Source organism: Streptomyces sp. NBC_00341 (genome assembly GCF_041435055.1).
GTDB lineage: Bacteria > Actinomycetota > Actinomycetes > Streptomycetales > Streptomycetaceae > Streptomyces.
This window is the reverse complement of the sequence record NZ_CP108002.1, coordinates 301,532-328,520: the sequence shown is the minus strand read 5'-3', so window position 1 is coordinate 328,520 and position 26,989 is coordinate 301,532. Positions and strand designations below refer to the sequence as shown.

The window sequence follows — 26,989 nt, the reverse complement described above, 5'->3', positions numbered from 1 at the left end:
GATCAGTTCGCCGACGGGGCCCAGCCGTTCGCCTCGATGCGGTGGGCGTCGCCCGCCCGGCCCTCGTCGAAGACCGTGCGCCCGCCGTCCTCGACGCGGATCGCGTCCACGTAGACCCCGCGGCCGACGTACAGCTGGTCCGTGGCGTACCGCCACCTCAGCCGCAGTTCGGTGCCGTGCCAGGCCGACAGGTCCGCGTCCAGCCGGTGCCAGACCCGGCCCGACCAGCCGGAGACGGAGCCGGCCGGATGGGGTTCCGGCCGGGGCCGCCGGTCCTGCGGCGCCGGAACGGTACTGAAGGGCACCGGCCGCCAGCTCGTCCCGGCGTCCGAGGACCCCTCAAGGAACAGGAAGTCGGAGTCCGGCTCGGTGTCCCACCACAGGGCGCAGCTCAGCCGGGCGCGCGACGAGGCGAGGGCCAGCGGCGGGAGCGCCAGGGTGGCCGATGACGCGCTGGCCAGTCCGGAGAACCAGGCCGTACGGCCCCGGGCGGGCGGGACCGCGACGGCGCGCGCCATCTGGTTGGCGGTGGCGACGCGCGGCGCGCTGCCGGAGCGCCAGTCGCGCACCGGGTGGACCGAGTTGCCGAGCACGATCAGGAACGAGTCGGTCGTCGGGTCCAGGACCAGGCTGGTGCCGGTGAACCCGGTGTGGCCCGCGGTGCGCGGGGTGGCCATCGCCCCCATGTACCAGTGCTGGTAGAGCTCGAAGCCGAGGCCGTGCGCGTCGCCGGGGAACGCCGTGTTGAAGTCGGTGAACAGCAGGTCCACCGAGTGGGCGGAGAGGATCCTCGCGCGTCCGTAGACCCCGCCGTTGAGGAGTGTGCGGGCGAGGACCGCCAGGTCCCAGGCGCAGGAGAAGACCCCTGCGTGACCGGCGACGCCGTCGAGGCTGTACGCGTTCTCGTCGTGCACCTCGCCCCAGACGAGTCCCCGGTCGAGGCCGGACCACGGCGGCCGCTCGTCCTCGGTCGCGGCGATGTTCGGCCGCCAGGAGGCCGGCGGGTTGTAACGGGTGCGGTGCATCCCGAGCGGAGCGGTGATCTGCTCGCGGAGCAGGACGTCCTCGGTGCGGCCGGTGATCTTCTCCAGCACCAGCTGGAGTGAGATCAGATTGAGGTCGGAGTAGAGGTACACCGTGCCCGGCGGGCTGGCCGGCACCTCGTTCCAGATCAGCGCCAGCTTCCCCTGCCGGGTCGGCGCCGAGTAGAGCGGGATCCAGGCGCGGAAGCCCGAGGTGTGGGTGAGGAGCTGACGGATCGTGATGTCCTGCTTGCCGCCGCCGGCGAAGTCGGGGAGGTACGAGGCGACCGTCGCCTCCAGCTCCAGCGTGCCCCGTTCGATCTGCTGCACGGCCAGGATCGAGGTGAACAGCTTCGAGACCGACGCCAGGTCGAAGACCGTGTCCTCGGCCATGGCGATCTGCTGCTCCGGCGGGAACTCCACCCCGGTGTCCGTCTTCTCGTCGTACGCCGCATAGCGCACCGCCTTGCCGATCGGCCGGTGCAGCGCGACCGTCCCGCCCCGCCCGGCGAGCAGCACCGCGCCCGCGTACCAGGGGTGCTCGGGGGAGTCGCCGAGATATCTCTCGGCCTCCGTGACGAGCTGGTCCAGCGGCTCCTGGAGCAGCCCGGCCCGTGCGGCCGAGCCGCGACGCAGCGTCGGCCGGTGCTGCCCGGACGCTGATCCGGCCGCGGTTCCCGCGCGCATGTCCGACACCCCCGCCTCCGGCTCCGTGGCAGACGCCCGCTCCGCGAACGGAATCGGCGCCAGGGCGAGTGCTCCGCCCAGGGCCAGCATCCCACCGCCCAGCCTCCGCCGGCTGATGCCTCCGCCCGCCGTGTCCTCGGTCATCCGGAACCCCTTCCCCTGCGTGAAAGTAACTTTCGAAATCTCTTCCGAGCCTGAAACTTCCTGCCGGACCAGAGAGTACTGTCACCCTCCGCCGCCCCGTAGGTCCCTGGAGCCACAAAGAATCTGACACTGCATCAGAAAATCTCTTCCTTCGGCTGTCCGACTGCGGCATCCTGCCGCCCATGGAGACGGAGCTGAGCAAGAAACTGGGGATCGAGCACGCCATCTTCGGCTTCACGCCGTTCCCCGCGGTGGCCGCGGCGATCACCCGGGCCGGCGGATTCGGAGTGCTCGGAGCGGTCCGCTACACCGCCCCCGACGACCTCGCACGCGACCTCGACTGGATGCAGGAACACACCGACGGCAAGCCCTACGGCCTCGACGTCGTGATGCCCGCGAAGAAGGTGGAGGGCGTCAGCGAGGCCGATGTCGAGGCGATGATCCCGGCCGGGCACCGGCAGTTCGTCCAGGACACCCTCACCAAGCACGGCGTCCCCGAACTCGCCGAGGGCGAGGCCTCCGGCTGGCGCATCACCGGCTGGATGGAGGAGGTCGCCCGCAACCAGCTCGACGTCGCGTTCGGCTACCCCATCAAGCTGCTGGCCAACGCACTGGGCTCACCGCCCGCCGACGTCATCGCCCGCGCCCACGCGCAGGACGTGCTCGTCGCCGCCCTCGCCGGCAGCGCCCGGCACGCCCGGCACCACGCAGAGGCCGGCATCGACGTCGTCGTCGCCCAGGGCTACGAAGCGGGCGGCCACACCGGGGAGATCGCTTCCATGGTCCTCGTCCCGGACGTCGTCGACGCGGTGGGCCCGCTCCCCGTCCTCGCCGCCGGAGGCATCGGCAGCGGCGAACAGGTCGCCGCCGGGCTCGCGCTGGGCGCCCAGGGCGTCTGGCTCGGCTCCCTCTGGCTCACCACGGAGGAGGCCGACATGCACTCCCGCGCCCTGACCGCCAAACTCCTCGCCGCGGGCTCCGGCGACACCGTCCGCTCCCGCGCCCTCACCGGCAAACCCGCGCGCCAGCTGCGTACCGAATGGACCGACGCCTGGGACGACCCGGCGGGCCCCGGCCCGCTGCCCATGCCGCTCCAGGGACTCCTAGTGGCCGAGGCCGTCTCGCGTATCCAGAAGTACGAGACGGGAGCGCTGCTCGGCACCCCCGTCGGCCAGATCGTCGGCCGGATGAACACCGAGCGCAGCGTGCAGGCCGTCTTCGACGACCTCACCCGGGGCTTTGAACGCGCCGTGGACCGGATCAACCGCATAGCCGGACGGAGCACCTCATGAACCAGCCGCCCAACGGCTTCTGGGCCCAGGCCGCCGCCGACCCCGACCGCACGATCCTGATCGCACCCGACGGAGAGAACTGGACGGCCGGCCGGCTGCACGCCGACGCCAACCGGATGGTCCACGGACTGCGCGCCGCCGGTCTGGAGGAGGGCGACTCCTTCGCCGTCGTGCTGCCCAACGGGGTCGAGTTCCTCACCGCCTACCTCGCCGCCTCGCAGGCCGGGTTCTACCTCGTCCCGGTCAACCACCACCTGATGGGCCCCGAGATCGCCTGGATCGTCTCCGACTCCGGCGCCAAGGTGCTCATCGCCCACGAACGCTTCACCGACGCCGCGACCGCCGCCGCCGACGAGGCGAAACTGCCCACCAGCCACCGCTTCGGCGTCGGCGGGGCCGAGGGCTTCCGCCCGTACGCCGAACTGCTGGAGAACCGGCCGGTATCGCCCCCGGAGGGGCGCACCCTCGGCTGGGTCATGAACTACACCTCCGGCACCACGGGACGGCCGCGCGGCATCCGGCGCCCGCTGCCCGGAAAGCTTCCCGAGGAGACCTATCTCGGCGGCTTCCTCGGCATCTTCGGCATCAAACCGTTCGACGGCAACGTCCACCTGGTCTGCTCACCGCTCTACCACACCGCGGTGCTCCAGTTCGCGGGAGCAGCCCTGCACATCGGCCACCCGCTGGTCCTGATGGACAAGTGGTCGCCCGAGGAGATGCTGCGGGCGATGGACACCCACCGCTGCACCCACACGCACATGGTCCCCACCCAGTTCCACCGCCTCCTCGCCCTCCCCGACGAGGTGAAGCAGGGTTACGACGTCACCGCGATGCGCCACGCCATCCACGGCGCGGCCCCCTGCCCCGACCACGTCAAACGGGCCATGATCGACTGGTGGGGCCAGTGCGTCGAGGAGTACTACGCGGCCAGCGAGGGCGGCGGCGCCTTCGCCACCGCCGAGGACTGGCTGCGGAAACCGGGCACCGTCGGCCGGGCCTGGCCGATCAGCGAACTCGCGGTCTTCGACGACGAGGGCACCCGCCTCGCACCCGGCGAACTCGGCACCGTCTACATGAAGATGAGCACCGGCGGATTCAGCTACCACAAGGACGAGGGCAAGACGCGGAAGAACCGCATCGGGGACTTCTTCACGGTGGGTGATCTCGGCATCCTCGACGAGGACGGCTACCTGTTCCTCCGCGACCGCAAGATCGACATGATCATCTCGGGCGGGGTCAACATCTACCCCGCCGAGATCGAGAGCGAACTGCTCACCCATCCCGCTGTCGCGGACGCCGCGGTCTTCGGCATCCCGCACGCCGACTGGGGCGAGGAGGTCAGAGCGGTCGTCGAAGCCGCCGAGGGGTACGAGGCGGATGACGCGCTCGCCGCCGAGATCCTCGGCCACTGCGCGGAGCGGCTCGCCGGGTACAAGCGGCCCAAGACCCTCGGCTTCATCACGACGATGCCCCGCGACCCCAACGGCAAGCTGTACAAACGGCGTCTGCGCGAGCCGTACTGGGAGGGGCGTACCTGACGCGGCCGGCCGGGGCCCGTCCGCCGGGCGGGCCCCGGCCGTGGTCGCGCCGCTGCCCACCGGCCCCGAAACGGGCCCGCGGGACGCCTGCGACATCCCGGCGGTATCCGGACCCTTGACCGCCGGGCCCGGCCCGCACAGGATCACGCCATGACAGGTGTACGAAGCAGCACAGTCGACGGCGTCCTGACCCGCAGCGCACGGCGCACCCCCGGCCGCACCGCCCTGCGGTACGCGGAGCGGACCTGGTCCTACCGGGAACTGGAGGAGGCCGTCAGTACCGCGGCCGCCGTCCTGATGGACGGCCACGGGCTGAGCCCGGGGGACCGGGTGGCGTCCTACGCCCACAACTCCGACGCGTACCTGATCGGCTTCCTCGCCTGCGCCCGCGCCGGACTCGTCCACGTGCCCGTCAACCAGAACCTCACGGGCGAGGACCTGGCGTACATCCTGAGCCAGTCCGGCAGCTCCCTGGTCCTCACCGATCCGGACCTGGCCGGCCGGGTCCCGGACGGCTACGCCGTACGCGCACTGCGCGACGCCCCGGGCTCCCTGCTCGCGGAACTGGCCACGCCGCGCGCTTTCACGCCGGAGCGCGAACCGGGCGCGGACGACCTGGTCCAGCTGCTGTACACCTCGGGGACCACCGCGCTCCCCAAGGGCGCGATGATGACGCACGGCGCCCTCGTCCACGAGTACGTCAGCGCCGTCACCGCCCTCGACCTCAGGGCCGACGACCGGCCCGTCCACGCCCTGCCGCTCTACCACTCCGCGCAGATGCACGTGTTCCTGCTGCCCTACCTCGCGGTCGGGGCCGAGAACACGGTCCTGGACGCCCCGGACGCCGGCCGGATCTTCGACCTCGTCGAGTCCGGACGGGCCGACAGCGTCTTCGCTCCGCCCACCGTCTGGATCGGCCTCGCCAACCACCCGGACTTCGAACGGCGCGACCTCGGCGGGCTGCGCAAGGCGTACTACGGCGCGTCGGTCATGCCCGTACCGGTACTGGAACGGCTCCGCGACCGGCTGCCCCGACTGGCCTTCTACAACTGCTTCGGGCAGAGCGAGATCGGCCCGCTCGCCACCGTCCTTGGACCCGACGAGCACGAGGGCCGGATGGACTCCTGCGGCCGGCCCGTCCTCTTCGTGGAGGCCAAGGTCGTCGACGAGGACGGCGCGGACGTCCCCGACGGCACGGCCGGCGAAGTGGTGTTCCGCTCACCGCAGCTGTGCGGCGGCTACTGGGACAAGCCGCAGGAGAGCGCCGAGGCGTTCCGCGAGGGCTGGTTCCACTCCGGCGACCTCGCCGTACGCGATGCGGAGGGCTACTTCACCATCGTCGACCGGGTGAAGGACGTCATCAACTCCGGCGGCGTCCTCGTCGCCTCCCGGCAGGTCGAGGACGCCCTCTACACCCACCCCGCGGTCGCGGAGGCGGCGGTCGTCGGACTGCCCGACGAGCGCTGGATCGAGGCCGTCACCGCCGTCGTCGTACTGCGGGGCGAGGCGACGGAGGCCGAACTGATCGACCACGCCCGTGAGCGTCTCGCCCACTTCAAGGCCCCGAAGAAGATCGTTTTCGTGGACGGACTCCCGCGCAACGCCAGCGGCAAGATCCTCAAGCGGGAGCTGCGCGACCGCTTCGCCTGACGCCGCGTACCCCCTGCCGCGCCCTACCCCCTGACGCGGCCGACTCCGACGTGGAAGCTGTCGATATGGCCGCTGCCCTGCGGGGCCGGTGTGTCCTTGTACCAGAGCGGGGCCGTGACCACGCCGGGATCGACGAGGTCGAGTCCGTCGAAGAACCGCGCGACCTCGGGGCCGGTCCGGGGCCGCAGGCTGATGCCGCTCGACCGGTAGGTCTCGGTCTTGTCCTCCTCGGCCGGGAGGAACTCACTGGTGAAGTGCGAGAGGATCAGGCAACTGCCGACGGGCAGCGCGTCCAGGAGGGTGCGGGTGATGCCGTACGGGTCCTCCTCGTCCGGCACGAAGTGCATGAGGGCGATGAGGGAGAGCGCGACGGGCCGGTCGAAGTCCAGCGAGTTCCGCGCGTGACGGAGAATCCTCTCCGGTTCGCGCACATCGGCGTCGAGGTAGTCCGTCGAGCCCTCGGGAGTGCTGATGAGCAGCGCCTCGGCGTGACGCAGGACGATCGGGTCGTTGTCCGTGTAGACGACCCGGGCCGCCGGATTGATCTCCTGGACTATCTGGTGGAGGTTCGGCCGGGTCGGGATGCCCGTTCCGATGTCGAGGAACTGGTCGATACCCGTGCGCGCGGCCCAGCCGGCCGCCCGGTGCATGAACGCCCGGTTCTGCGCGACACCCGCTTTCGCCATGGGCGGCATCTGCTCGCCCAGCTCCTGGTCCACCGGGTAGTTGTCCTTGCCGCCCAGCAGGTAGTCGTAGACGCGCGCCGGGTGCGGCCTGCTGGTGTCGATGATCGGGGTGTCGGCCGGATCCGGCGTCATGGCAGCTCCAGAAATCCTCGGTGCACGGGAGCAGGCAGGACGTCGCCCCGTCGACGCATCCTGCCACAGCGACTTCACGCGAAACTCTGGCACGTCGGTCCGGGAGCGGCGCGGCGCCGCAGTCAACTGCCCGGCCTGTCCCGCTCGTCCACGATCCTCCTGAACTTGCCGACCGACCTCTCCAGCGTCTCCGGATCGAGGATCTCCACCCCGACCGAGACCCCGATCCCGTCCTTGACGGCCGCCGCGACCGACGCGGCGGCGGCAGCGCGCTGCTCGGGCGTCGCCCCGGCCCTGGCCTCCGCGCGTACCGTCAGCACGTCCAGCCGGCCCTCGCGGGTCAGCCGCAGCTGGAAGTGCGGCGAGACCGCCGGGGTACGGAGTACGATCTCCTCGATCTGCGTCGGGAAGAGGTTCACCCCGCGCAGGATCACCAGGTCGTCGCTGCGCCCGGTGACCTTCTCCATACGCCGGAAGACCCGTGCCGTCCCCGGCAGCAGCCGGGTCAGGTCCCGGGTCCGGTAACGGATCACCGGCATGGCTTCCTTGGTGAGCGAGGTGAACACCAGCTCGCCCTCCGCCCCCTCGGGCAGCACCTCGCCGGTGAACGGGTCGACCACCTCCGGATAGAAGTGGTCCTCCCAGATGTGCAGCCCGTCCTTCGTCTCCACGCACTCCTGGGCGACGCCCGGCCCCATCACCTCGGACAGCCCGTAGATGTCGACCGCGTCGATCGCGAACCGCTCCTCGATCTCGCGCCGCATCTCCTGCGTCCACGGCTCCGCCCCGAAGATCCCCACCTTCAGTGAGGTCGACCGCGGATCGACGCCCTGACGCTCGAACTCGTCCAGGAGCGTCAGCATGTACGACGGCGTCACCATGATGATCTCGGGCCGGAAATCCTGGATCAGCTGGACCTGGCGGGCCGTCATGCCGCCGGAGGCGGGAATGACCGTGCAGCCGAGCCGCTCCGCCCCGTAGTGCGCGCCGAGTCCGCCGGTGAACAGCCCGTACCCGTAGGCGATATGGACCTTCTGCCCCGGCCGGCCGCCTGCCGCCCGGATCGAGCGGGCGACCACGTCCGCCCAGGTGTCCAGATCCCCCTGGGTGTAGCCGACGACGGTCGGGCGGCCCGTCGTGCCGCTGGAGGCGTGGATCCGGCGCACCCGCTCCTCCGGCACCGCGAACATCCCGAACGGATAGTTGTCCCGCAGGTCCGCCTTGGTGGTGAACGGGAACCGGGCGAGATCGGCGAGCGAGCGGCAGTCGTCGGGGTGCAGTCCCGCCCGGTCGAACGCGGCCCTGTAGTGGCCGACGTGGGTGTACGCGTGCAGCAGTGTCGCCCGCAGCCGTTCCAGCTGGAGCGCCCGCAGCTCCTCGCGGTCCATCCGTTCCGCCGCGTCCAGCAGAGCCGTCATGCGGATCTCCCTCTTCCGTGCGCATCGTGCAGACGACCGATCATTCGGTCGCTCCTCCCGGGAGCAGTAATTCAGGATCTTGTGCCCGCTGACAAGAGGTGGGACCGGACGCATGTCGCGCGACCGCCCCCGAAACGGCCACCCCTCGCGGATACGCTCGTACCGAACAGAGCCGCATCACCCGGTCGGCCCTGTTTGGATGGTTTCCATGCCGACTTTCCACACGTACGACGGAACCGAGCTCGCGTATCACCTCGAAGGACGGGGCGCACCCCTGATCTGCCTGCCGGGCGGGGCCATGCGGGCCAGTACCTATCTCGGACGCCTGGGCGGACTCGACGGCCACCGGCAACTGGTGCTGCTCGATCTGCGGGGCACCGGGGACTCCGCCGTACCGGACGACACCTCCACCTACCGCTGCGACCGGCTGGTCGACGACGTCGAGGCACTGCGCGTACACCTGGGACTGGAGCACATCGACCTGCTCGCCCACTCGGCGGCGGCGGACCTCGCCGTGCTCTACGCCGCACGCCACCCGCACGCGCTGCGCCGGCTGCTCCTCGTCGCCCCCACGACGCGGGCCGCCGGACTCGGGTTCGCCGAGCGCGAGGCCCGCGAGGCCGCCGAACTGCGTCGCGCGGAACCGTGGTACGAGGAGGCGCTCCCGGCTCTGGAGGAGATCTGGGCCGGACGGCTCGACGACGAACTGCGCGCCGCCGCCCGGCCGTTCCTCTACGGCCGTTGGGACGCCACCGCGCAGGCCCACGCCGCGTCGTCCGCGGCACAGATCAACGCCGTTGCCGCACAGGGCTATTACGCGCCGGGCGCCTTCGACCCGGCCGCGACGGTGGCCGCACTCCACGAACTGGCGTCCCCGGTGCTCGTCCTCGCCGGGGAGTACGACGGCGTGACGACCCCCGACCGCGCCGCCGAACTGGCCGCGCTCTTCCCGGAAGGCGAGTTCGCCGTACAGCGTGGTGCCGGACACTTCCCGTGGCTGGACGACCCCGGGGCCTTCGTCCGCACCGCCGCCGCCTTCCTGGACCCGCAGGTGCACAGCGTGCAGGCCGGCGGGACACGGCTCGCCTACCGGGTGTGGGGAGACCCCTCCGCACCGCCGGTCGTGCTGGTCCACGGACGCTGCGACGACAGCCGCACCTGGACCCGGATCGCCGAACAGCTGGCCGCCCGGAACCGGGTGTACGCCATCGACTTCCGCGGCCACGGCCTCAGCGACTGGCCCGGCCGCTACTCCTTCGAGCTGTTCCGCGACGACCTGCACGCGTTCCTGGAGGCCCGCAACCTCTCCGGCGCCACGGTCGTCGGGCACTCCATGGGCGGCGCGGCGGCCTACCTGCTGGCCGGGCGGCAGCCCGGACTCATCGGCCGGCTCGTCCTGGAGGAGGCACCGCCGCCCTTCCCGCTCGACCCGCCCCGCGGACCCGCACAACGCCCCGACGGGGAGCTCGACTTCGACTGGCCCGTGGTGCCGTCCATCGACGCCCAGCTCAACGAACCCGATCCGGCGAGCCGGGAACGCCTCGGTGAGATCACCGCGCCCACCCTGGTCATCGGCGGCGGACCACGAAGCCGGATCGATCAGGACGACCTCGCCTGGATGGCCCGGCGCATCCCCGGCGGCCGGCTCGTCACCATCGACGCCGGCCATCTCGTCCACACCGAACGACCGGAGGAATTCCTCGCGGCGCTCCGGTCGTTCGGTGTGGCCTGACGCAGCCGCCCGGCGGGTCAGTCCCGGCGCAGCAGCGACACCATGACGTCGCGCAGCGTCGCCTCCGCGTCCGCGACGCCCGCCGGTGAACGCCAGGCGACGAACCCGTCGGGGCGCACCAGCACCGCGCCCTCCGTGCTCGTCCCGTGCGCCTGCGCCCAGTCGGCACCGGCCTCCGGCTCCAGATCGCCGCCGGGACCGGTGCCGATGCCGAACGCGTCCAGCCGCACCGACAACTGGTCACCGACCCGGGCCGCCGCCCGCCGCCACGCCACGTCCGCGCCATCGGTGAGCAGCACGAAAGAGCGCTCGTACAGATCCAGGGTGGAGATCCGCTCACCGGCCCGCCGGACCCACAGGTGCGGTGCCCGGCTGCCCGGTTCACCCGTCAGCTGCATCCCCTGCGGCACCACCGGCTGGTCCGGGGCGACGCCCAGCACCGCACCGTCCACGTAGCGGTAGCCCAGCGCCACGTTCAGCATGCCGCCGCGCTTGCCGCCGCCCACGGTGGGCGGCGGCGCGTACCCCGGGTGGCTGTGCTCGCCGGAACGCGCGGAGGCCCGCTCGCTCGTCGCCCGCGCCACCGGAAGCCGCTCCGCGCCGTACGTGTCCAGCAGACCCGGCCCCGCCTCACCGCGCAGCACGGCGGCCAGCTTCCATGCCAGGTTGTGCGCGTCCTGGATGCCGGTGTTGGAGCCGAACGCGCCGGTGGGCGACATCTCGTGCGCCGAGTCACCGGCGAGGAACACCCGGCCCCGTGAGTAGCGGTCGGCCACCCGCTCCGCCGCGTGCCACGGCGCCTTGCCGGTGATCTCCACATCGATGTCCGGGGCTCCGACCGCCTTGCGGATGTGCTCGGCGCACCGCTCGTCCGTGAAGTCCTCCAGGGTCTCGCCCCGGTCGGGCTGCCACGGCGCGTGGAACACCCACTGCTCCTCGTTGTCCACCGGCAGCAGGGCGCCGTCCGCCTCCGGGTTGGTCAGATAGCAGACGATGAAGCGCCGGTCACCGAGCACATCGGCGAGCCGGCGGGAACGGAAGGTGACGCTCACGTTGTGGAACAGGTCGCCGGCACCCGAACGGCCGATGCGCAGCTGCTCACGGACCGGGCTGCGCGGACCGTCGGCGGCGATGAGATAGTCCGCCCGCACGGTGGTGTGCTCGCCCGTCTCCCGGTTCTTCAGAACCGCCCCGACACCTGAGCCGTCCGGGTCGAACGACAGCAGTTCGGTGGAGAACCGCAGGTCACCGCCCTGCTCCCGGGCGCGGTCCAGCAGCACGGGCTCCAGGTCGTTCTGGCTGCACAGGCACCAGCCCGTCGGGCTGAAGCGGGCGAGTGCGCCACCCGGGTCGATCTCCTTGAACAGCCACTCCTGGTCGTCACCGGTCAGCGAACCGGCCTGGAGGATGCCGTGGTTCTCCGCCAGCACCGACGCGGCCGCCCGGATCCGCTCCTCCACCCCCGCCCGGCGGAAGACCTCCATGGTGCGGACGTTGTTGCCGCGGCCGCGCGGATGCGTCGAGGTGGCCGCGTGCTTCTCGACCAGCAGATGCTCGACGCCGAGCCGGCCGAGGAAGAGGGACGCGGACAGGCCCACCAGGGAGCCGCCCACGATGAGGACCGGTACGTGGAGGTCGACGTTCTCGTTCATGAGTTGCTCCAGCTCGGACGCCGTACAGATGCAGTGTCCATGCCCCTGCCGGAGCCCTGTCGGAGCGGTTCGGACGCCCGCTCACCTGAACGGTTCATAAATCTCGCGTCAGCCGGACCAGCGTTTCACGATCGGTGACGGAGACGACGCCCGCGGTCCGGGGCGGACCGTGCGCAGCTGCCGGGAGACTCCCCGCTCCGATTCCACTCGACAGCCACCGGTTACCCAGCGAACCGGCGGGCCGGGCCGCCCCACCGTCTCGAAGGAGTTCGAAAGATGACCACCACCCTCTCGGAACGGACCTCCCAGTCCGCCTTCGACGGATCAAGGCTGCGGGTCATCCTGCTGCTTGACCTGCACGACGGCGCCCAGAAGCAGTTCCTGGAAGCCTACGAGCACATGCGCAACCAGGTGGCCTCCATTCCCGGCCACATCAGCGACCAGCTGTGCCAGTCCATCGAGAACCCCTCCCAGTGGCTCATCACCAGCGAGTGGGAGAGCGCCCCGCCCTTCCTCGCCTGGGTCAACAGCGAGGACCACGTGGCCACGGTCCAGCCCCTGCACAGCTGCGTGCGCGACACCCGCTCGCTGCGCTTCAGCGTCCTGCGCGAGACCGGCGCCGCCTTCGAGGAGAGCTTCGAGCCCGCCAAGGGCGGCCTGCAGGCCGCGCCCCGCCTCGGGGACGGGATCGTGCGCCACGCGCTGACCTTCACCGTGAAGCCGGGCACGGAGGAGAGGGTCGCCAAGATCCTCGCCGACTACGCCCCCCCGAAGGCACGGGTCGACGAGCACACCCGGCTGCGCCGCACCTCGCTCTTCATGCACGGCAACCGCGTCGTGCGCGCGGTCGAGGTCGAGGGCGACCTCCTCGCGGCCCTGCGCCACGTCTCCCGGCAGCCGGAGATCCGGGCCGTGGAGGAAGCGCTCAACCCGTACCTGGAGCAGGACCGCGACCTGGCCGACCCCGACTCCGCCCGGATGTTCTTCACCCGCGCGGCGCTGCCCACCGTCCACCACGTGACAACGGGTCGCCACCCCGAGCGGGACCTCAAGCGCCACGCGCTGTTCTACCAGGCCAAGGAGGGCTGCGGGATGGCCCTGGCCCGCCTCCTGGCCGAGCACGACGAGGAGGAGGCCGACGACACCGGCAGCCCCATCGACAGCAGCACCATCTTCCAGCGCGACGACGTCGTCGTCCGGCTCCTGGAAGTGGACGGCCCCCTCGACGCACAGCCCGACCGGTCGCTGGGCATCCACGGCCCCGGCAAGGCGGTCAGGCTCGCCCGCCTCCTCGACGGGGAGGCGAACCCCGTGCCCACCGGCGAACAGGACGCCATGCGCTTCCTCGGCCGCGCCGGGATGACCCTGATCACCGACCGGCGGGCCGCGGAGTCCTGAACCGCGTACCAGCAGAGCGGGGGGTTCTCGCTCGACCCGTCGACACAACGCGCAACGCGCCAGGAGGAAGACACTCATGACCACGCACCGGCCACGCATCGTGGACCTCAGTGAGACCCAGCCCAACACCAGGCGCGGTGGAGACCTGCGCGCCCTGCTCACCCCGACGGCCGTGGGCGCCACCAGCGGCTTCATGGGACTGGCCATCATCCAGCCCGGCGACCGCATCGCGGAGCACTACCACCCGTACTCGGAGGAGTTCGTGTACGTGGTGAACGGGCTCCTGGAGGTCGACCTGGACGGTGAGCCGTACGCGATGCGGCCCGACCAGGGGCTGCTGATCCCGCTGAACGTACGCCACCGCTTCCGCAACGTCGGTGACACCGAGGTCCGCATGGTCTTCCACCTCGGCCCCCTCGCGCCCCGCCCGGAGCTCGGACACGTCGACACCGAGCAGACGGAGGCTCCCGAGCAGGGCGCGCCGCCAGAACGAACGGAGGCGGCCTCATGACCCGGCGGGTGGCGGTCACCGGGGTCGGGGTCGTCGCTCCGGGCGGGATCGGCGCACCGGCCTTCTGGGACCTCCTCGCCAACGGCCGCACCGCGACGCGCGGCATCACGCTCTTCGACCCGGCCGGCTTCCGGTCCCGGATCGCCGCCGAGTGCGACTTCGACCCGGCGGCCCACGGCCTCGACGCGGACGAGGTCGCCCGCTCCGACCGGTACGTCCAGTTCGCGATGGTGGCCGCCCGCGAGGCACTCGCGGACGCGGGTCTGGACCAGGAGCGCACCGATCCCTGGCGGATGGGCGTCTCGCTCGGCACGGCCGTCGGCGGAACCACCCGGCTGGAGCACGACTACGTCGCGGTCAGCGGCAGCGGCGCACGCTGGGACGTCGACCACCGTCCGGCCGGGCCCCATCTGGAGCGGGCGTTCTCACCGAGCTCCCTGGCGTCCGCCGTCGCCGAGCAGGTCGGGGCGCACGGGCCGGTGCAGACCGTCTCGACGGGCTGCACCTCCGGACTCGACGCGATCGGCTACGCCTTCCACTCCATCGAGGACGGCCGCGTCGACGTGTGCATCGCGGGGGCGTCGGACTCCCCGATCACCCCGATCACGGTGGCGTGCTTCGACGCGATCAAGGCGACCTCCGCCAACAACGAGGACCCGGAACACGCCTCCCGGCCCTTCGACTCCCGCCGCGACGGCTTCGTGATGGGCGAGGGCGGGGCCGTACTCGTGCTGGAGGAACTCGAACACGCCCGCGCCCGGGGCGCGACGGTGTACTGCGAGATCGCCGGCTACGCGACCTTCGGCAACGCCTACCACATGACCGGGCTGACCCCGGAGGGCCTGGAGATGGCCGAGGCCATCAACCGGGCACTGGGCCACGCCCGGATCGCCGCGTCGGACATCGACTACGTCAACGCGCACGGTTCGGGCACCAAGCAGAACGACCGGCACGAGACGGCCGCCGTGAAGCGGGCGCTCGGCGCACACGCCCACGACGTACCGATGAGCTCCATCAAGTCGATGGTCGGCCACTCGCTCGGGGCGATCGGGGCGATAGAGATCGCGGCCTGCGTACTCGCGCTGGTCCACCAGACGGTCCCGCCGACGGCGAACTACGAGTCGCCGGACCCCGAGTGCGACCTCGACTACGTGCCGCGCACCGCACGCCCGCTGAAGCTGCGCAGCGTTCTCTCCGTCGGCAGCGGATTCGGTGGCTTCCAGTCCGCTGTCGCCCTGACCAGAACCGGTGGGAGGACACCATGAGCACCGACAAGGCCCGGCAGACCGTCATCACCGGCATCGGCGTCGTCGCCCCCAACGGCACGTCCACCGAGACCTTCTGGAAGCGGACGCAGGAGGGCATGAGCGTCCTGGACCGGGTCACCCGCGAAGGGTGCGAGGAGCTTCCGCTGCACGTGGCCGGCGAGGTCCGGGGCTTCGACCCGGTCAGCCTGATCGAGGAGCGCTACCTCGTCCAGACCGACCGGTTCACGCACTTCGCGATGGCCGCGGCGGACATGGCCCTGGACGACGCCCGGCTGGGCCGCGCCGACTACGAGGACAAGCCGTTCAGCGTGGGCGTGGTGACCGCCGCCGGGTCCGGCGGCGGCGAGTTCGGCCAGCGCGAGCTGCAACGGCTGTGGGGCCAGGGATCCAAGTACGTCGGCCCCTACCAGTCGATCGCCTGGTTCTACGCCGCGAGCACCGGCCAGATCTCCATCCGCGGCGGCTTCAAGGGGCCCTGCGCGGTGGTGGCCAGTGACGAGGCCGGCGGCCTGGACGCACTGGCCCACGCGGCCCGGTCCGTCCGGCGCGGCACCGACGCGGTGGTCGTCGGCGCGGCGGAGGCACCGCTCGCGCCGTACTCCGTCGTCTGCCAGCTCGGGTACCGCGACCTGAGCGCCGGCGAGGACCCGACACGGGCCTACCGCCCGTTCACCTCGGACGCCTGCGGATTCGTGCCGGCGGAGGGCGGCGCGATGTTCGTGGTCGAGGAGGAGGGCGCGGCGCGGGAGCGCGGCGCCCGGGTCAGGGCCGAGATCGCCGGTCACGCGGCCACCTTCACCACCGCGATGCGCTGGGAGGAGTCCCGCGAGGGGCTCGCCCACGCCATCGAGGGGGCGCTGCGGGAGGCCGGCTGCGCGCCCGAGGAGATCGACGTGGTCTTCGCGGACGCCCTCGGCGTGCCCGCCGCGGACCGTGCGGAGGCGCTGGCGCTGGCCGACGCGCTCGGTGCGCACGGCAGGCGGGTCCCGGTGACGGCGCCCAAGACCGGCATCGGGCGGGCGTACTGCGGTGCCCCCGTCCTCGACGCGGCCGCCGCCGTGCTCGCCATGGAGAACGGTCTGATCCCGCCGACGCCGAACGTGTTCGAGGTCTGCCACGACCTCGACGTCGTCACCGGACGGGCCCGTGCCGCCGAACTGCGGACCGCGCTCGTGCTCAGCCGCGGCCTCATGGGCTCCAACGCGGCGATGGTGCTGCGGCGCCCCGCCCACGGCGCGTGAGAGCCCACAGAAAATCCCCGCGAGAAGGAAGAAGCCCCTCATGACCGATCGACTGACCTACGACGAACTCGCCGTCCTGATGAAGAAGGGCGCCGGACTGACCGTCGACCCCCGGGAGATGGAGAACCGCTCCGGCACCGCCTTCGACGAGTTCGGCCTCGACTCCCTGGGCCTCCTCGGCATCGTCGGCGTACTGGAGAACCGGCACGGACAGCCGCTGCCGGCCGACGCCGACCGGTGCAAGACGCCCCGAGAGTTCCTCGACCTCGTCAACAACAGCCTCGTGACAGGAGCCTGACGTGTCCGGACACACCGAGAACGAGATCGTCATCGCCGCCCCCCTGGACCTCGTCTGGGACATGACGAACGACCTCGCGAACTGGCCCGACCTCTTCAGCGAGTACGCCGCGGTCGAGATCATCGAGCGCGACGGCGAGCGGACGACCTTCCGCCTGACCATGCACCCCGACGACAACGACAAGGTGTGGAGCTGGGTCTCCGAGCGCACCACCGACCGCCCCGGCCGCAAGGTCCGGGCCCGTCGCGTCGAGCCCGGCCCGTTCCAGCACATGGACATCCACTGGGAGTACTCCGAGGTCCCCGGCGGCACGCGCATGCACTGGGCGCAGGACTTCGCGATGCGCCCGGACGCCCCGGTCGACGACGCCTGGATGACCGACAACATCAACCGCAACTCGCGCGTCCAGATGGAGCTCATCCGGGACAAGATCGAGCAGCGCGACCGTGAGCGCCGTTCGGCGTCCGTCACGGCCGGCTGACGTCCCGTCCGCCGACGGTCCGGTCACCCGGCCCCCGCGCCGGGTACCGGGCCGGGTATCAGAAAGGCACCACCCGATGCACCACGCACTGATCGTCGCCCGGATGGCACCGGAGTCGGCGCCGGACATCGCCGAACTGTTCGCCGCCTCCGACAGCAGCGAGCTGCCGCATCTGGTCGGCGTCACCCGGCGCAAGCTCTTCCAGTTCGGCGACGTCTACCTGCACATGATCGAGTCCGAGCGGCCGCCCGGTCCGGAGATCGCCAAGGTGACCGAGCACCCGGAGTTCAGGGGACTCAGTGACCGGCTCACCGCCTTCATCAGTCCGTACGACCCGCAGACCTGGCGGGGCCCCAAGGACGCGATGGCCCAGGAGTTCTACCGCTGGGAGCGCGACGCCTCCGCCTGACGACGACGATCGCCCCGGGTCCGGCCTCTCGGCCGGGCCCGGGGCGATCCGCGTGCCGCCCGCGGTGGGCTTCCCCGCAACGGTGGAATCAGTCCGGGACCACGCATTCGAACGCGTGGAGGTAGGGGTTGACCTGCCGGATCTCACCGATGAGCAGTCCGGCCTCCGACAGCCGGTCCACCAGACTCTGCCGGGTGTGCTTTGCGCCGCCGACGTTCAGCAGGAGCAGCAGGTCCATGGCGGTGGTGAAGCGCATCGAGGGGGTGTCGTCGACGAGGTTCTCGATGACGACGAGCCGGGCCCCCGGACGGGCCGCCGCGATGACGCTGCGCAGCGCCCGGCGGGTGCTGTCGTCGTCCCACTCCAGGATGTTCTTGATGATGTAGAGATCGGCCGACACCGGGATGCCCTCACGGCAGTCCCCGGCCACGATGGCGGTCCGGCCGGCGAGCGGGCCGCCGTCCCGCAGCCGTTCGTCGGCCCGTGCCACCACACCCGGCAGGTCCATCAGGGTGCCGCTCACCGAGGGGTGCTTCTCCAGCAGGCTCGCCAGTACGTGCCCCTGACCGCCGCCGATGTCGGCGACCACGGACACCCCCGTGAGGTCGAGGAGCGCGGCGACGTCCAGCGCGGACTGCACGCTGGACGTGGTCATGGCCCGGTTGAAGACCTGGGCCGACTCATGGGCGTTCTGGTGGAGGTAGTCGAAGAACTCCTTGCCGTGCACGTCCTCGAAGACATTGCGGCCGGAGCGCACCGCGTCGTCCAGCCGGGGCCAGACGTCCCAGGTCCAGGGCTCGGTGCACCAGAGCGAGATGTACCGGAGGCTGTCCGGGTCGTCCTCGCGCAGCAGCCGCGACATCTCGGTGTGGGCGAACGCGCCGTCCGGAGTCTCGGTGAAGATGCCGTAGCAGGACAGGGCGCGCAGCAGCCGCTCCATCGGTACCGGTTCGGTCTTCACCGCCGCGGCCAGCTCGGCGGCGGTGGCCGGCGTCTCGCCCAGCGCGTCCGGGACACCGAGCCGGCACGCGGCACGCACGGCGGCTGCGCAGGCGGCGCCGAACACGATCTCGCGCAGCCGCATCGCCGGCTGCGGTGCGGCGGCTGCGGCGGCGGGCGGGTCGGGAGCGGTGGTGGGGGTGGTACTCACGGTGGTCATGCGCTCTCGCTTCTCCTCGTACGGGGGCGCACCGGTCAGCACATTCCGGCCGGTGCGGACGTCGTGCAGACGTTGCCGGTGAAGTCGTTGCCGGTGCCGGTGTCCTCGTTGGCCAGGTCGGCCGGCCGGTTGCCCGTGACCAGGTTGCCGGTGATGGTGTTGTCGGTGTTCTTCGCTCCGACGAAGCTCTTGAACAGCACGACGCCGCCCGAGAGCGGGGTGGCACCCACGTTGTCCCGGATCACGTTGGAGCGCACCTGGGTCGTCTCGGTGCCCGTGAGGACGATGCCGGAGCCCTGGAGGGCGGGCAGCCGGTCGGTGGCGGCGCAGAACTTGTTGTTCCCGGTGATCCGGTTGGACCGGATGGTCATGGCGCCGGCCTTCGGCGTCCCCTCGTCGCCCACGACGAACACGCCGGTGCAGTTGGCGGTGAGGGTGTTGTCGTCGACGAGCAGGTTCCGCACGCGGCGTGCGGTGAACCCGATCCGGTTGTCGGTCAGTGTGTTGCCCCGGACCCGGGTGCCCATGGTGTCCGTGGCGCCGCCCTCCTCGTCCACGCTGTTGGCGACGAAGATTCCCGCGTCGCCGTTGGCGCGGGCGGTGTTGTCGCGGATGTCGGAGCGGGTGGAGCGCTGCTGGGCGATGCCCCAGGTGCCGTTGGAGCCCGCGGTCACGTCCCGGACCTCCAGCCCGTCCGTCCAGGAGGCCCATACGCCGTTCTTGGCGAATCCGGTGACCGCGAGGGACCGGACGGACACGTGGTCCACGGTGTGCTGGGCCGTGCCCTGGACGCAGACGCCGTTGCCGGCCTTCGCGCAGGCGTTGTCCGGCTGCGCGCGGCTGGTGTCCGGCACGATGACCGTACGGTCCCCGGAACCGCGCAGGGTCAGGCCCGGCGTGCTGATGAGCACGCTCTCGCGGTAGGTGCCGGGCCGGACGACGATGGTGTCACCGGTCCGCGCGGCGTCCACGGCTGCCTGGATCGACTGGCCCGGATACACCACACGGTCGCCGGCGGCAGCGGCCGAGGCGGACGGAACGGCCGCGCCCAGTCCGGCGGCCGAGGCGGCTGCGATGCTCACGAGGCATGTGAAGTGTCGTTTCCTCATGAGCCGAAGCTATGGGCGATCACCCCCCGATGCCACGCAGGGTGAGCGGTTGGGTACCGGACGTGCCCGAATGGCTTACGCCGTGCCCCGCGGCCCCCGTCCGCGACGGACGCGGGGCCGCGCACTCGGGTGATATCGGCCCCGGGCGACAACGGCGCCGCCCGCCGGGCCCGTCTCAGCCGTCGGCCGGGCGGACCGGAGCGACGACCGAGCGGGCCCACCGGTAGTCCGCCTTGCCGCTGGGGGAGCGCCGGATCTGCGGGGTGATCACCAGGTGCCGGGGGATCTTGTAGCCGGCCAGCCGGGTGCGGCAGTGGGCCTGGACGTCGTCGAGCGAGGGCTCCGTCGCGCCCTCGCGCAGCTGCACCACGGCGGCGACCTGGCTGCCCCAGCGCTCGTCGGGCGCGCCGGCGACCAGCGCGTCGTACACGTCCGGATGCGCCTTGAGGGCCTGCTCGACCTCCTCCGGGTACACCTTCTCGCCGCCGGTGTTGATGCACTGCGAACCCCGGCCCAGCACGGTCACGATGCCCTCGGCGTCGACCGTCGCCATGTCGCCGAGCAGCACCCACCGCTCCTCGCCCTTGCGGAAGAACGTCTCGGCGGTCTTGCGGGGGTCGTTGTAGTAGCCGAGCGGTACGTGGCCGCGCTGCGCGATCCGCCCCGGCTCACCGGGGGAGACCGGCTCGTAGGTCGCCGGGTCGACCACCGCCGTACGCGCGTTCATCCGCAGCCGGAAGCCGTTCTCCGGCCCGGAGTCGGCCGTCGCGGTGCCGTTGAATCCGGACTCGGACGAGCCGAAGTTGTTCAGCAGCATCACCGTGGGCACCAGTGCCTGGAACTCCGCCCGTACCGAGTCGGACATCACGGCGCCCGAGCTGGAGACGGAGAACATCGACGAGCAGTCGGTGCCCTTCAGCGGCCCCTTCAGCGCGTCGATCAGGGGCCGCAGCATCGCGTCGCCGACCAGCGACACGCTGGTGACCTTCTCCCGCTCGATCGTGCGGAGGACCTCGTGCGGTACGAACTTGCGGTGCAGTACGACCCGTTGCCCGAAGTTGAAGCCGATGAACGCCGTGAGCGTCGAGGTGCCGTGCATCAGCGGGGGAGTGGGGAAGAAGGTGATGCCGTCCCCGCCCGCCGCGACCCGCTCGGCCAGCTCCTGCGGGGTCTTCACCGCCTCGCCGGTCGGCGCGCCGCCGCCGAGGCCGGAGAAGAAGAGGTCCTCCTGGCGCCACATCACACCCTTGGGCATGCCCGTGGTGCCGCCCGTGTAGATGATGAACTGGTCGTCGGGCGAGCGGGGAGCGAAGCCGCGCCCGGGATCCCCGGCGGCCTCGGCCGCCGCGAACGCGACGGCCTGTGGACCCGGTACCCCTTCCGCCGGCGCTCCCACCCGGACGAGATGGCGGAGCTTCGGCGCCTGCGGCGCGGCGGCCGCGACGCGTTCGTCGAACTCGGCGTCGAAGACGAGCGCCGCCAGGTCCGCGTCCTGGTAGAGGTAGACCAGCTCCTCCTCCACGTAGCGGTAGTTGACGTTGACCGGGACGATGCGCGCCTTCAGGCAGGCCAGCACCGTCTGGAGGTACTCGACCCCGTTGTACAGGTGCAGCCCCAGATGCTCGCCGGGGGCGATGCCGGCCTCGATCAGATGATGGGCGACGCGGTTCGCCGCGGCGTCCAGCTCCGCGTAGGTGAGCCTGCGCTCGGCGCCGGTCCCCGGATGGTCGAGGTAGACGAGCGCCTCGCGTTCCGGGACAGCGTCGACGACCGATTCGAACAGGTCGGCAAGGTTGTACTCCACCGTTCCTCCTGACCCCGGTTGCTGAGTGGCCCGGCGGTCATTAGAGCGCCGACCGGCACAAGTGGGAAGGGGGCCCGGCGAAGAAAACTGACTGACTGTCAGAAAACTATTGAACTGCCTCCCCAACTACTGCAACCTGTTCTAGCCTTACGACGGGAGACAGACCATGGGCGGTACGGAACACCTCACCGTGCAGCGCGAAGGCGCCACACTGGTGCTCACCCTGAACAGGCCGGAAGCCAAGAACGCGCTCTCGCTGCCGATGCTGGTCGGCCTGTACGACGGCTGGCTGGCCGCCGACGCGGACGACGGGATCCGCTCCGTCGTCCTCACCGGCTCCGGCGGCTGCTTCTGCGCCGGCATGGACCTCAAGGCCCTCGCGGGCGACGGCATGGACGGCGAGCGCTACCGGGACCGGATGAAGGCCGACCCCGACCTGCACTGGAAGGCCATGCTGCGCCACCACCGCCCCCGCAAACCGGTCATCGCCGCGGTCGAGGGCCACTGCGTGGCGGGCGGCACCGAGATCCTCCAGGGCACCGACATCCGCATCGCGGGCGAGGGCGCCACCTTCGGCCTCTTCGAGGTCAGACGCGGCCTCTTCCCCATCGGCGGCTCCACCGTCCGGCTGCCCCGCCAGATCGCCCGGACCCACGCCCTCGAAATGCTCCTCACCGGCCGCCCCTACGACGCCGGGGAAGCGGCCCGGATCGGGCTGATCGGCCGGGTCGTCCCCGACGGGACCGCGCTGGAAGCGGCCCTCGCGGTCGCCGAGCAGATCAACGCCTGCGGGCCGCTCGCCGTCGAGGAGGTCAAGGCATCGGTGTACGAGAGCGCAGAGATGACCGAGACCGACGGCCTCGCCGCCGAACTCAAGCGCGGCTGGCCGGTCTTCGCCACCGCCGACGCCAAGGAGGGCGCCCGCGCCTTCGCGGAGAAGCGTCCGCCCGTCTACCGACGCGCCTGAATCAGGAGATACCCGTGCCCGACATCCTCAGCGCACCGCTGGTGGTCGAATTCCCCTTCACCCGCTCCCTCGGCCCGGTCCAGAGCGCGTTCCTCACCGGACTGCGCGAACGCACCGTGCTCGGCGTGCGGACCGGCGACGGCAAGGTCCTGGTCCCGCCTGTCGAGTACGACCCCGTCACCGCGGAGGAGCTCCACGAGCTGGTCGAGGTCGCCGCCACCGGTACGGTCACCACCTGGGCCTGGAACCCGCACCCCCGCCGCGACCAGCCCCTGGACACCCCCTTCGCCTGGGTGCTCGTACGGCTGGACGGGGCCGACACCGCGCTCCTGCACGTCCTGGACGCATCCGGGCCCGAAGCCGTCAGCACCGGCATGCGCGTCCGCGTCCGCTGGGCGCAGGACCGCACCGGAGTCATCACGGACATCGCCTGCTTCGAGCCGTACGGGAGCGAACCCGGCGAATCCGGTGAACCCGCGCCGCACGACGGGGAGTTCACCGAACCCGTCACCGGCATCGTCACCCCCGCCCGGCTCGACTACACCTACACCCCGGGCCGCGCCCAGAGCTCCTACCTCGAAGCGCTGGAGGACCGACGCGTCGTCGGTGAACGCTGCCCGTCCTGCCGAAAGGTGTACGTACCGCCGCGCGGCGCCTGCCCCACCTGCGGCGTCGCCACCGACGAACGGGTCGAGGTCGGACCACGCGGCACGGTCACCACCTACTGCGTCGTCAACATCAAGGCCAAGAACCTCGACATCGAAGTCCCCTACGTCTACGCGCACATCGCCCTGGACGGCGCAGACCTCGCCCTGCACGCACGGATCGGCGGCATCCCGTACGACCAGGTGCGGATGGGCCTGCGCGTCGAGCCCGTATGGACCGAGGGAAGCCGCCATCCCGACCACTACCGGCCGACCGGAGAACCGGACGCCGACTACGACGCGTACAAGGAGCTGGTCTAGATGCGGGACGTAGCGATCGTCGCCTTCGCGCAGACCGACCATCTGCGCCGCACCGACGAACTGTCCGAAGTCGAGATGCTGATGCCGGTCCTGCACGAGGTCCTCGACGCGACCGGTCTGCGCACCAGCGGCATCGACTTCACCTGCTCCGGCTCCAGCGACTACCTCGCGGGCCGCGCCTTCTCCTTCACCATGGCGCTCGACGGCGTGGGCGCGCACCCGCCGATCTCCGAGTCCCACGTGGAGATGGACGGGGCCTGGGCCCTGTACGAGGCCTGGGTGAAGATCCAGACAGGCGAGGCCGACACCGCACTCGTCTACGCGTACGGGAAGTCCTCGCCCGGCCAGGTGCGCGATGTCCTCACCCGCCAGCTCGACCCCTACTACACCGCCCCGCTGTGGCCCGACTCCGTCGCACTCGCCGCCCTCCAGGCCCAGGCGCTCATCGACGCGGGCGACACCGACGAGAGCGCCCTCACGGCCATCGCCACCCGCAGCCGCCAGGCCGCGTCGGGCAACCCGCACGCCCAGCTCAGCGGAGACGTACCGGCCGGCGACTACCTCGTGCGGCCCTTGCGCACCGGCGACTGCCCGCCCATCGGCGACGGCGCCGCCGCCGTGATCCTCGCCGCCGGGGACACCGCGCGGGCGCTGTGCGCGCGGCCCGCCTGGATCCGCGGCATCGACCACCGCATCGAGGCCCACGGGCTCGGGGTGCGCGAGCTCACCGAGTCGCCGTCGACCCGGCTCGCCGCCGAACGGGCCGGGGTCTTCGAACGGCCGGTCGACACCGCGGAGCTGCACGCCCCGTTCAGCTCCCAGGAAGTGGTGCTGCGCAAGGCGCTCGGCCTCGGTGACGAGGTCAGCGTCAACCCGTCCGGCGGCGCGCTCGCCGCCAACCCGCTGATGGCGGCCGGGCTGATCCGCCTCGGAGAGGCCGCCGCCCGCATCCACCGCGGCGAGTCGGAGCGGGCGGTCGCCCACGCCACGTCCGGCCCCTGCCTCCAGCAGAACCTGGTCGCCGTCCTCGAAGGGGAGAGCACCCATGCCTAAGGAGCCCGTGGCCGTCGTCGGCGTCGGCCAGACCAAGCACGTCGCGGCCCGCCACGACGTCTCGCTCGCCGGACTCGTCCGCGAGGCCGCCGTCGCCGCGCTGAAGGACGCCGCGCTGACCTGGGCGGACATCGACGCCGTCGTCATCGGCAAGGCCCCCGACTTCTTCGAGGGCGTGATGATGCCGGAGCTCTACCTGGCCGACGCCCTCGGCGCGGTCGGCAAACCCATGCTCCGGGTCCACACCGCCGGTTCGGTCGGCGGTTCGACGGCACTCGTCGCCGCGAACCTCGTCGCCGCCCGGGTGCACCGCACCGTCCTCACCCTCGCCTTCGAGAAACAGTCCGAGTCCAACGCGATGTGGGGCCTCTCGCTGCCCATCCCGTTCCAGCAGCCCCTGCTGGCCGGCGCGGGCGGATTCTTCGCCCCGCACGTGCGCGCCTACATGCGCCGGACCGGAGCGCCCGACACGGTCGGCTCGCTGGTGGCCTACAAGGACCGCCGCAACGCGCTGAAGAACCCGTACGCGCACATCCACGACCCGGACATCAGCCTGGAGAAGGTCCAGTCCGCACCGATGCTCTGGGACCCCATCCGCTACTCGGAGACCTGCCCGTCCTCCGACGGGGCCTGCGCGATGATCCTCACCGACCGGGCGGGCGCGGAGCGGTCACCCCAGCCGCCCGCCTGGGTGCACGGCGGCGCGATGCGCAGCGAACCGACCCTCTTCGCCGGCAAGGACTTCGTCTCGCCGCAGGCCGGCAAGGACTGCGCCGCCGACGTCTACCGGCAGGCCGGGATCAGCGACCCGCGCCGGGAGATCGACGCAGTGGAGATGTACGTCCCGTTCTCCTGGTACGAGCCGATGTGGCTGGAGAACCTCGGCTTCGCGGACGAGGGCGAGGGGTGGAAGCTGACCGAGGCCGGAGTCACCGAACTCGACGGCGACCTGCCGGTGAACCCCTCGGGCGGAGTGCTCTCCACCAATCCCATCGGCGCCTCCGGCATGATCCGCTTCGCAGAGGCGGCCCTCCAGGTGCGCGGAGGCGCGGGGGAGCACCAGGTCGAAGGCGCGCGCCGGGCACTCGGCCACGCCTACGGGGGCGGGGCGCAGTTCTTCTCGATGTGGCTGGTCGGCGCCGAACCGCCCACCCGCTGACCACGCCCGGCCCCGGGCGGCCGCCACATGCGGTCCGCCCGGGGTCACCGTGGGTAGCCTGATGGCTGTGACCGCTGAGAGAGACCTTCGAATCCTGCTGCGCGACCTGCGCCCGGAGCTGCACCCGGGGCGGTACGTCTTCGCGACCGTGCCCGACGGCGTGGTGCCCGCCGGAGCCTCCCCTGCCGTCACGGTGAGTGAGACCGAGGGGCTCACGCTGGTGCTGCCGGAGACGGAGGCCGTGGCGGCTGGGCTGAGCCACTCCTACCCCGCGGGCTGGATCACGCTCCGTGCGCACTCGGCGCTGGACGCCGTCGGACTGACCGCCGCGGTCTCCCTCGCCCTCACCGACGCGGGGATCAGCTGCAACGTGGTGGCCGGATTCCACCACGACCACCTCTTCGTGCCGCACGACCGGGCCGCCGTCGCCGTCGCCGTACTGGAGAGGCTCGCGGCGGAGTCGGACGCGGGGTGACCGGATGCCGGACGGGTGCCCTCCGCTGCCGTCCGGGCCCCTGCGGGACCGGGCTCCGCGACGTGAGCCCGGCCACGTAACATGTCCGCATGTCCTTCCTCCGCCGCCGTAGCGCCGCCACACCCGCGGGCCCCGACTTCGACGTCCTGGCCATGGACCCGGGGGACTGGCCCGGAAACCTCGGCGCCGGTCTGCTGCCCGCCCCCGACGGGAGCTGTCAGGGCGTCTTCCTCCGCTACGACCTGTTCGGCGGCCGCGGCCCCGCGATGATCATCGGTAACCTCCCGGAGGGCTCGCCCGCCCGCGAGACCGAGGAGGGCCAGGTCCCCTTCGAGGTGGCCCAGCTGCTGCTCGCGCTGGAGAACGACGAGCCGGTCGAGGTCACCGGAACCGAGGACATGCCCGTGATGCAGGGCGACAACCTGCTGATCGTCCGCCGCGTCAAGCTCTCCGAGAGCCGGATCGCCTGCGTCCAGTTCGACCGCAGCGACGGGGTGCTCGTCACGATCGCCAGCTGGGACCGTCCGATCACCGATGACCTGTACACGCTTCTGAAGCCGCTGCCCGCGGAACTCTTCCAGCAGGGCTGAGCCACAGCCCTCAGGGCCTGCCGTCTGCCGGGCCGTCGCGCAGCCCGCGCTGTCCGGTCCGGCGGGGGCACTTCCACCGAACACATCCCGCCTCTGTCCAAGAGGCGACTTTGTCATTCGTCTTGTCTAAGTAGTCGTCGGACCTCTAC

The 26,989-nt window shown here is 71.5% G+C and carries 24 protein-coding genes; 17 read left to right on the top strand and 7 right to left on the bottom strand.

Annotated features, from left to right (window positions below):
• Positions 1-2: 2 nt before the first annotated feature.
• Positions 3-1,853: a serine hydrolase gene (locus OG892_RS01495; protein ID WP_371628228.1), complete on the bottom strand. Its 1,851-nt coding sequence runs from the start codon at positions 1,851-1,853 to the stop codon at positions 3-5.
• A 182-nt stretch (positions 1,854-2,035) separates the two neighbouring features.
• Between OG892_RS01495 and OG892_RS01490 the strand changes: the two genes are divergently transcribed.
• The 3 genes from OG892_RS01490 (at position 2,036) to OG892_RS01480 (ending at position 6,333) form a co-directional block, all read left to right on the top strand.
• The gene (locus OG892_RS01490; RefSeq protein ID WP_371628227.1) at positions 2,036-3,145 is read left to right on the top strand and encodes an NAD(P)H-dependent flavin oxidoreductase; all 1,110 of its coding nucleotides are present in this window, start codon (positions 2,036-2,038) and stop codon (positions 3,143-3,145) included.
• Positions 3,142-4,683 carry an acyl-CoA synthetase gene (locus tag OG892_RS01485; protein ID WP_371628226.1) on the top strand — a complete coding sequence of 514 codons (1,542 nt, stop codon included), beginning with the start codon at positions 3,142-3,144 and terminating at the stop codon, positions 4,681-4,683. The genes OG892_RS01490 and OG892_RS01485 overlap by 4 nt, the downstream gene beginning before the upstream one ends.
• Before the next feature lie 150 nt (positions 4,684-4,833).
• Positions 4,834-6,333, top strand: a complete 1,500-nt coding sequence (locus OG892_RS01480) for an acyl-CoA synthetase (RefSeq protein WP_371628225.1) — start codon at positions 4,834-4,836, stop codon at positions 6,331-6,333.
• 23 nt (positions 6,334-6,356) lie between these two features.
• On the opposite strand, the gene OG892_RS01475 is transcribed toward OG892_RS01480, so the two are convergent.
• A complete protein-coding gene (locus tag OG892_RS01475) occupies positions 6,357-7,151 on the bottom strand; it encodes an SAM-dependent methyltransferase (RefSeq protein WP_073738925.1) in 795 nt (264 codons plus the stop codon).
• Positions 7,152-7,273: 122 nt separating this feature from the next.
• The gene (gene paaK, locus OG892_RS01470; RefSeq protein ID WP_327335236.1) at positions 7,274-8,569 is read right to left on the bottom strand and encodes a phenylacetate--CoA ligase PaaK; all 1,296 of its coding nucleotides are present in this window, start codon (positions 8,567-8,569) and stop codon (positions 7,274-7,276) included.
• Between the two features lie 208 nt (positions 8,570-8,777).
• Between paaK and OG892_RS01465 the strand changes: the two genes are divergently transcribed.
• A complete protein-coding gene (locus OG892_RS01465; RefSeq protein ID WP_073738923.1) occupies positions 8,778-10,301 on the top strand; it encodes an alpha/beta fold hydrolase in 1,524 nt (507 codons plus the stop codon).
• 17 nt (positions 10,302-10,318) lie between these two features.
• Here OG892_RS01465 and OG892_RS01460 read toward each other — a convergent pair whose 3' ends face one another.
• Positions 10,319-11,953, bottom strand: coding sequence for an FAD-dependent oxidoreductase (locus tag OG892_RS01460; protein WP_371628224.1), 1,635 nt, complete (start codon positions 11,951-11,953; stop codon positions 10,319-10,321).
• Positions 11,954-12,229: 276 nt separating this feature from the next.
• On the opposite strand from OG892_RS01460, the gene OG892_RS01455 reads away from it, so the two are divergent.
• The 7 genes from OG892_RS01455 to OG892_RS01425 all read left to right on the top strand — a co-directional run bounded on the left by OG892_RS01455 (position 12,230) and on the right by OG892_RS01425 (position 17,559).
• Positions 12,230-13,351 carry a SchA/CurD-like domain-containing protein gene (locus OG892_RS01455; protein ID WP_073738921.1) on the top strand — a complete coding sequence of 374 codons (1,122 nt, stop codon included), beginning with the start codon at positions 12,230-12,232 and terminating at the stop codon, positions 13,349-13,351.
• 76 nt (positions 13,352-13,427) lie between these two features.
• Positions 13,428-13,862: a cupin domain-containing protein gene (locus tag OG892_RS01450; protein WP_073738920.1), complete on the top strand. Its 435-nt coding sequence runs from the start codon at positions 13,428-13,430 to the stop codon at positions 13,860-13,862.
• Positions 13,859-15,127, top strand: coding sequence for a beta-ketoacyl synthase (locus OG892_RS01445; protein WP_073738919.1), 1,269 nt, complete (start codon positions 13,859-13,861; stop codon positions 15,125-15,127). The genes OG892_RS01450 and OG892_RS01445 overlap by 4 nt, the downstream gene beginning before the upstream one ends.
• On the top strand, positions 15,124-16,371 hold the full coding sequence (locus OG892_RS01440) for a beta-ketoacyl synthase N-terminal-like domain-containing protein (RefSeq protein ID WP_073738918.1): 1,248 nt from the start codon (positions 15,124-15,126) through the stop codon (positions 16,369-16,371). Before OG892_RS01445 ends, OG892_RS01440 begins: the two co-directional genes overlap by 4 nt.
• Positions 16,372-16,411: 40 nt before the next feature.
• Positions 16,412-16,669, top strand: a complete 258-nt coding sequence (locus OG892_RS01435) for an acyl carrier protein (protein WP_073738917.1) — start codon at positions 16,412-16,414, stop codon at positions 16,667-16,669.
• 1 nt (position 16,670) lies between these two features.
• Positions 16,671-17,150, top strand: a complete 480-nt coding sequence (locus tag OG892_RS01430) for an SRPBCC family protein (protein WP_073738916.1) — start codon at positions 16,671-16,673, stop codon at positions 17,148-17,150.
• A 76-nt stretch (positions 17,151-17,226) separates the two neighbouring features.
• Positions 17,227-17,559, top strand: a complete 333-nt coding sequence (locus OG892_RS01425) for a TcmI family type II polyketide cyclase (RefSeq protein WP_073738915.1) — start codon at positions 17,227-17,229, stop codon at positions 17,557-17,559.
• A gap of 88 nt (positions 17,560-17,647) precedes the next feature.
• Here OG892_RS01425 and OG892_RS01420 read toward each other — a convergent pair whose 3' ends face one another.
• The 3 genes from OG892_RS01420 to OG892_RS01410 form a co-directional block, all read right to left on the bottom strand.
• Positions 17,648-18,718: a methyltransferase gene (locus OG892_RS01420; protein WP_371628223.1), complete on the bottom strand. Its 1,071-nt coding sequence runs from the start codon at positions 18,716-18,718 to the stop codon at positions 17,648-17,650.
• Positions 18,719-18,753: 35 nt separating this feature from the next.
• Entirely contained in the window at positions 18,754-19,827 is a 1,074-nt protein-coding gene (locus OG892_RS01415; RefSeq protein ID WP_371628222.1) for a nitrous oxide reductase family maturation protein NosD, read from the bottom strand.
• A 175-nt stretch (positions 19,828-20,002) separates the two neighbouring features.
• Positions 20,003-21,631, bottom strand: a complete 1,629-nt coding sequence (locus tag OG892_RS01410; protein WP_328868158.1) for an acyl-CoA synthetase — start codon at positions 21,629-21,631, stop codon at positions 20,003-20,005.
• 166 nt (positions 21,632-21,797) lie between these two features.
• Here OG892_RS01410 and OG892_RS01405 point away from each other — a divergent pair, with 166 nt between their 5' ends.
• The 6 genes from OG892_RS01405 (at position 21,798) to OG892_RS01380 (ending at position 26,840) form a co-directional block, all read left to right on the top strand.
• Entirely contained in the window at positions 21,798-22,598 is an 801-nt protein-coding gene (locus tag OG892_RS01405; protein WP_073738912.1) for a crotonase/enoyl-CoA hydratase family protein, read from the top strand.
• Between the two features lie 14 nt (positions 22,599-22,612).
• Positions 22,613-23,563, top strand: coding sequence for a Zn-ribbon domain-containing OB-fold protein (locus tag OG892_RS01400; protein WP_371628221.1), 951 nt, complete (start codon positions 22,613-22,615; stop codon positions 23,561-23,563).
• Positions 23,564-24,616 (top strand): thiolase domain-containing protein, encoded by a 1,053-nt coding sequence (locus OG892_RS01395; protein ID WP_073738910.1) that lies wholly within the window; start codon positions 23,564-23,566, stop codon positions 24,614-24,616.
• Positions 24,609-25,775: a thiolase domain-containing protein gene (locus OG892_RS01390; protein WP_371628220.1), complete on the top strand. Its 1,167-nt coding sequence runs from the start codon at positions 24,609-24,611 to the stop codon at positions 25,773-25,775. Before OG892_RS01395 ends, OG892_RS01390 begins: the two co-directional genes overlap by 8 nt.
• 67 nt (positions 25,776-25,842) lie before the next feature.
• The gene (locus tag OG892_RS01385) at positions 25,843-26,250 is read left to right on the top strand and encodes an ACT domain-containing protein (protein ID WP_327335225.1); all 408 of its coding nucleotides are present in this window, start codon (positions 25,843-25,845) and stop codon (positions 26,248-26,250) included.
• Between the two features lie 89 nt (positions 26,251-26,339).
• A complete protein-coding gene (locus OG892_RS01380) occupies positions 26,340-26,840 on the top strand; it encodes a hypothetical protein (protein ID WP_073738907.1) in 501 nt (166 codons plus the stop codon).
• Positions 26,841-26,989 lie beyond the last annotated feature (149 nt).

Coding starts and splice junctions, on each gene's coding strand:
- OG892_RS01495 (WP_371628228.1), bottom strand. CDS start 1,853: ATGACCGAGGACACGGCGGGCGGAGGCATCAGCCGGCGGAGGCTGGGC.
- OG892_RS01490 (WP_371628227.1), top strand. CDS start 2,036: ATGGAGACGGAGCTGAGCAAGAAACTGGGGATCGAGCACGCCATCTTC.
- OG892_RS01485 (WP_371628226.1), top strand. CDS start 3,142: ATGAACCAGCCGCCCAACGGCTTCTGGGCCCAGGCCGCCGCCGACCCC.
- OG892_RS01480 (WP_371628225.1), top strand. CDS start 4,834: ATGACAGGTGTACGAAGCAGCACAGTCGACGGCGTCCTGACCCGCAGC.
- OG892_RS01475 (WP_073738925.1), bottom strand. CDS start 7,151: ATGACGCCGGATCCGGCCGACACCCCGATCATCGACACCAGCAGGCCG.
- paaK (WP_327335236.1), bottom strand. CDS start 8,569: ATGACGGCTCTGCTGGACGCGGCGGAACGGATGGACCGCGAGGAGCTG.
- OG892_RS01465 (WP_073738923.1), top strand. CDS start 8,778: ATGCCGACTTTCCACACGTACGACGGAACCGAGCTCGCGTATCACCTC.
- OG892_RS01460 (WP_371628224.1), bottom strand. CDS start 11,953: ATGAACGAGAACGTCGACCTCCACGTACCGGTCCTCATCGTGGGCGGC.
- OG892_RS01455 (WP_073738921.1), top strand. CDS start 12,230: ATGACCACCACCCTCTCGGAACGGACCTCCCAGTCCGCCTTCGACGGA.
- OG892_RS01450 (WP_073738920.1), top strand. CDS start 13,428: ATGACCACGCACCGGCCACGCATCGTGGACCTCAGTGAGACCCAGCCC.
- OG892_RS01445 (WP_073738919.1), top strand. CDS start 13,859: ATGACCCGGCGGGTGGCGGTCACCGGGGTCGGGGTCGTCGCTCCGGGC.
- OG892_RS01440 (WP_073738918.1), top strand. CDS start 15,124: ATGAGCACCGACAAGGCCCGGCAGACCGTCATCACCGGCATCGGCGTC.
- OG892_RS01435 (WP_073738917.1), top strand. CDS start 16,412: ATGACCGATCGACTGACCTACGACGAACTCGCCGTCCTGATGAAGAAG.
- OG892_RS01425 (WP_073738915.1), top strand. CDS start 17,227: ATGCACCACGCACTGATCGTCGCCCGGATGGCACCGGAGTCGGCGCCG.
- OG892_RS01420 (WP_371628223.1), bottom strand. CDS start 18,718: ATGACCACCGTGAGTACCACCCCCACCACCGCTCCCGACCCGCCCGCC.
- OG892_RS01415 (WP_371628222.1), bottom strand. CDS start 19,827: ATGAGGAAACGACACTTCACATGCCTCGTGAGCATCGCAGCCGCCTCG.
- OG892_RS01405 (WP_073738912.1), top strand. CDS start 21,798: ATGGGCGGTACGGAACACCTCACCGTGCAGCGCGAAGGCGCCACACTG.
- OG892_RS01395 (WP_073738910.1), top strand. CDS start 23,564: ATGCGGGACGTAGCGATCGTCGCCTTCGCGCAGACCGACCATCTGCGC.
- OG892_RS01390 (WP_371628220.1), top strand. CDS start 24,609: ATGCCTAAGGAGCCCGTGGCCGTCGTCGGCGTCGGCCAGACCAAGCAC.
- OG892_RS01380 (WP_073738907.1), top strand. CDS start 26,340: ATGTCCTTCCTCCGCCGCCGTAGCGCCGCCACACCCGCGGGCCCCGAC.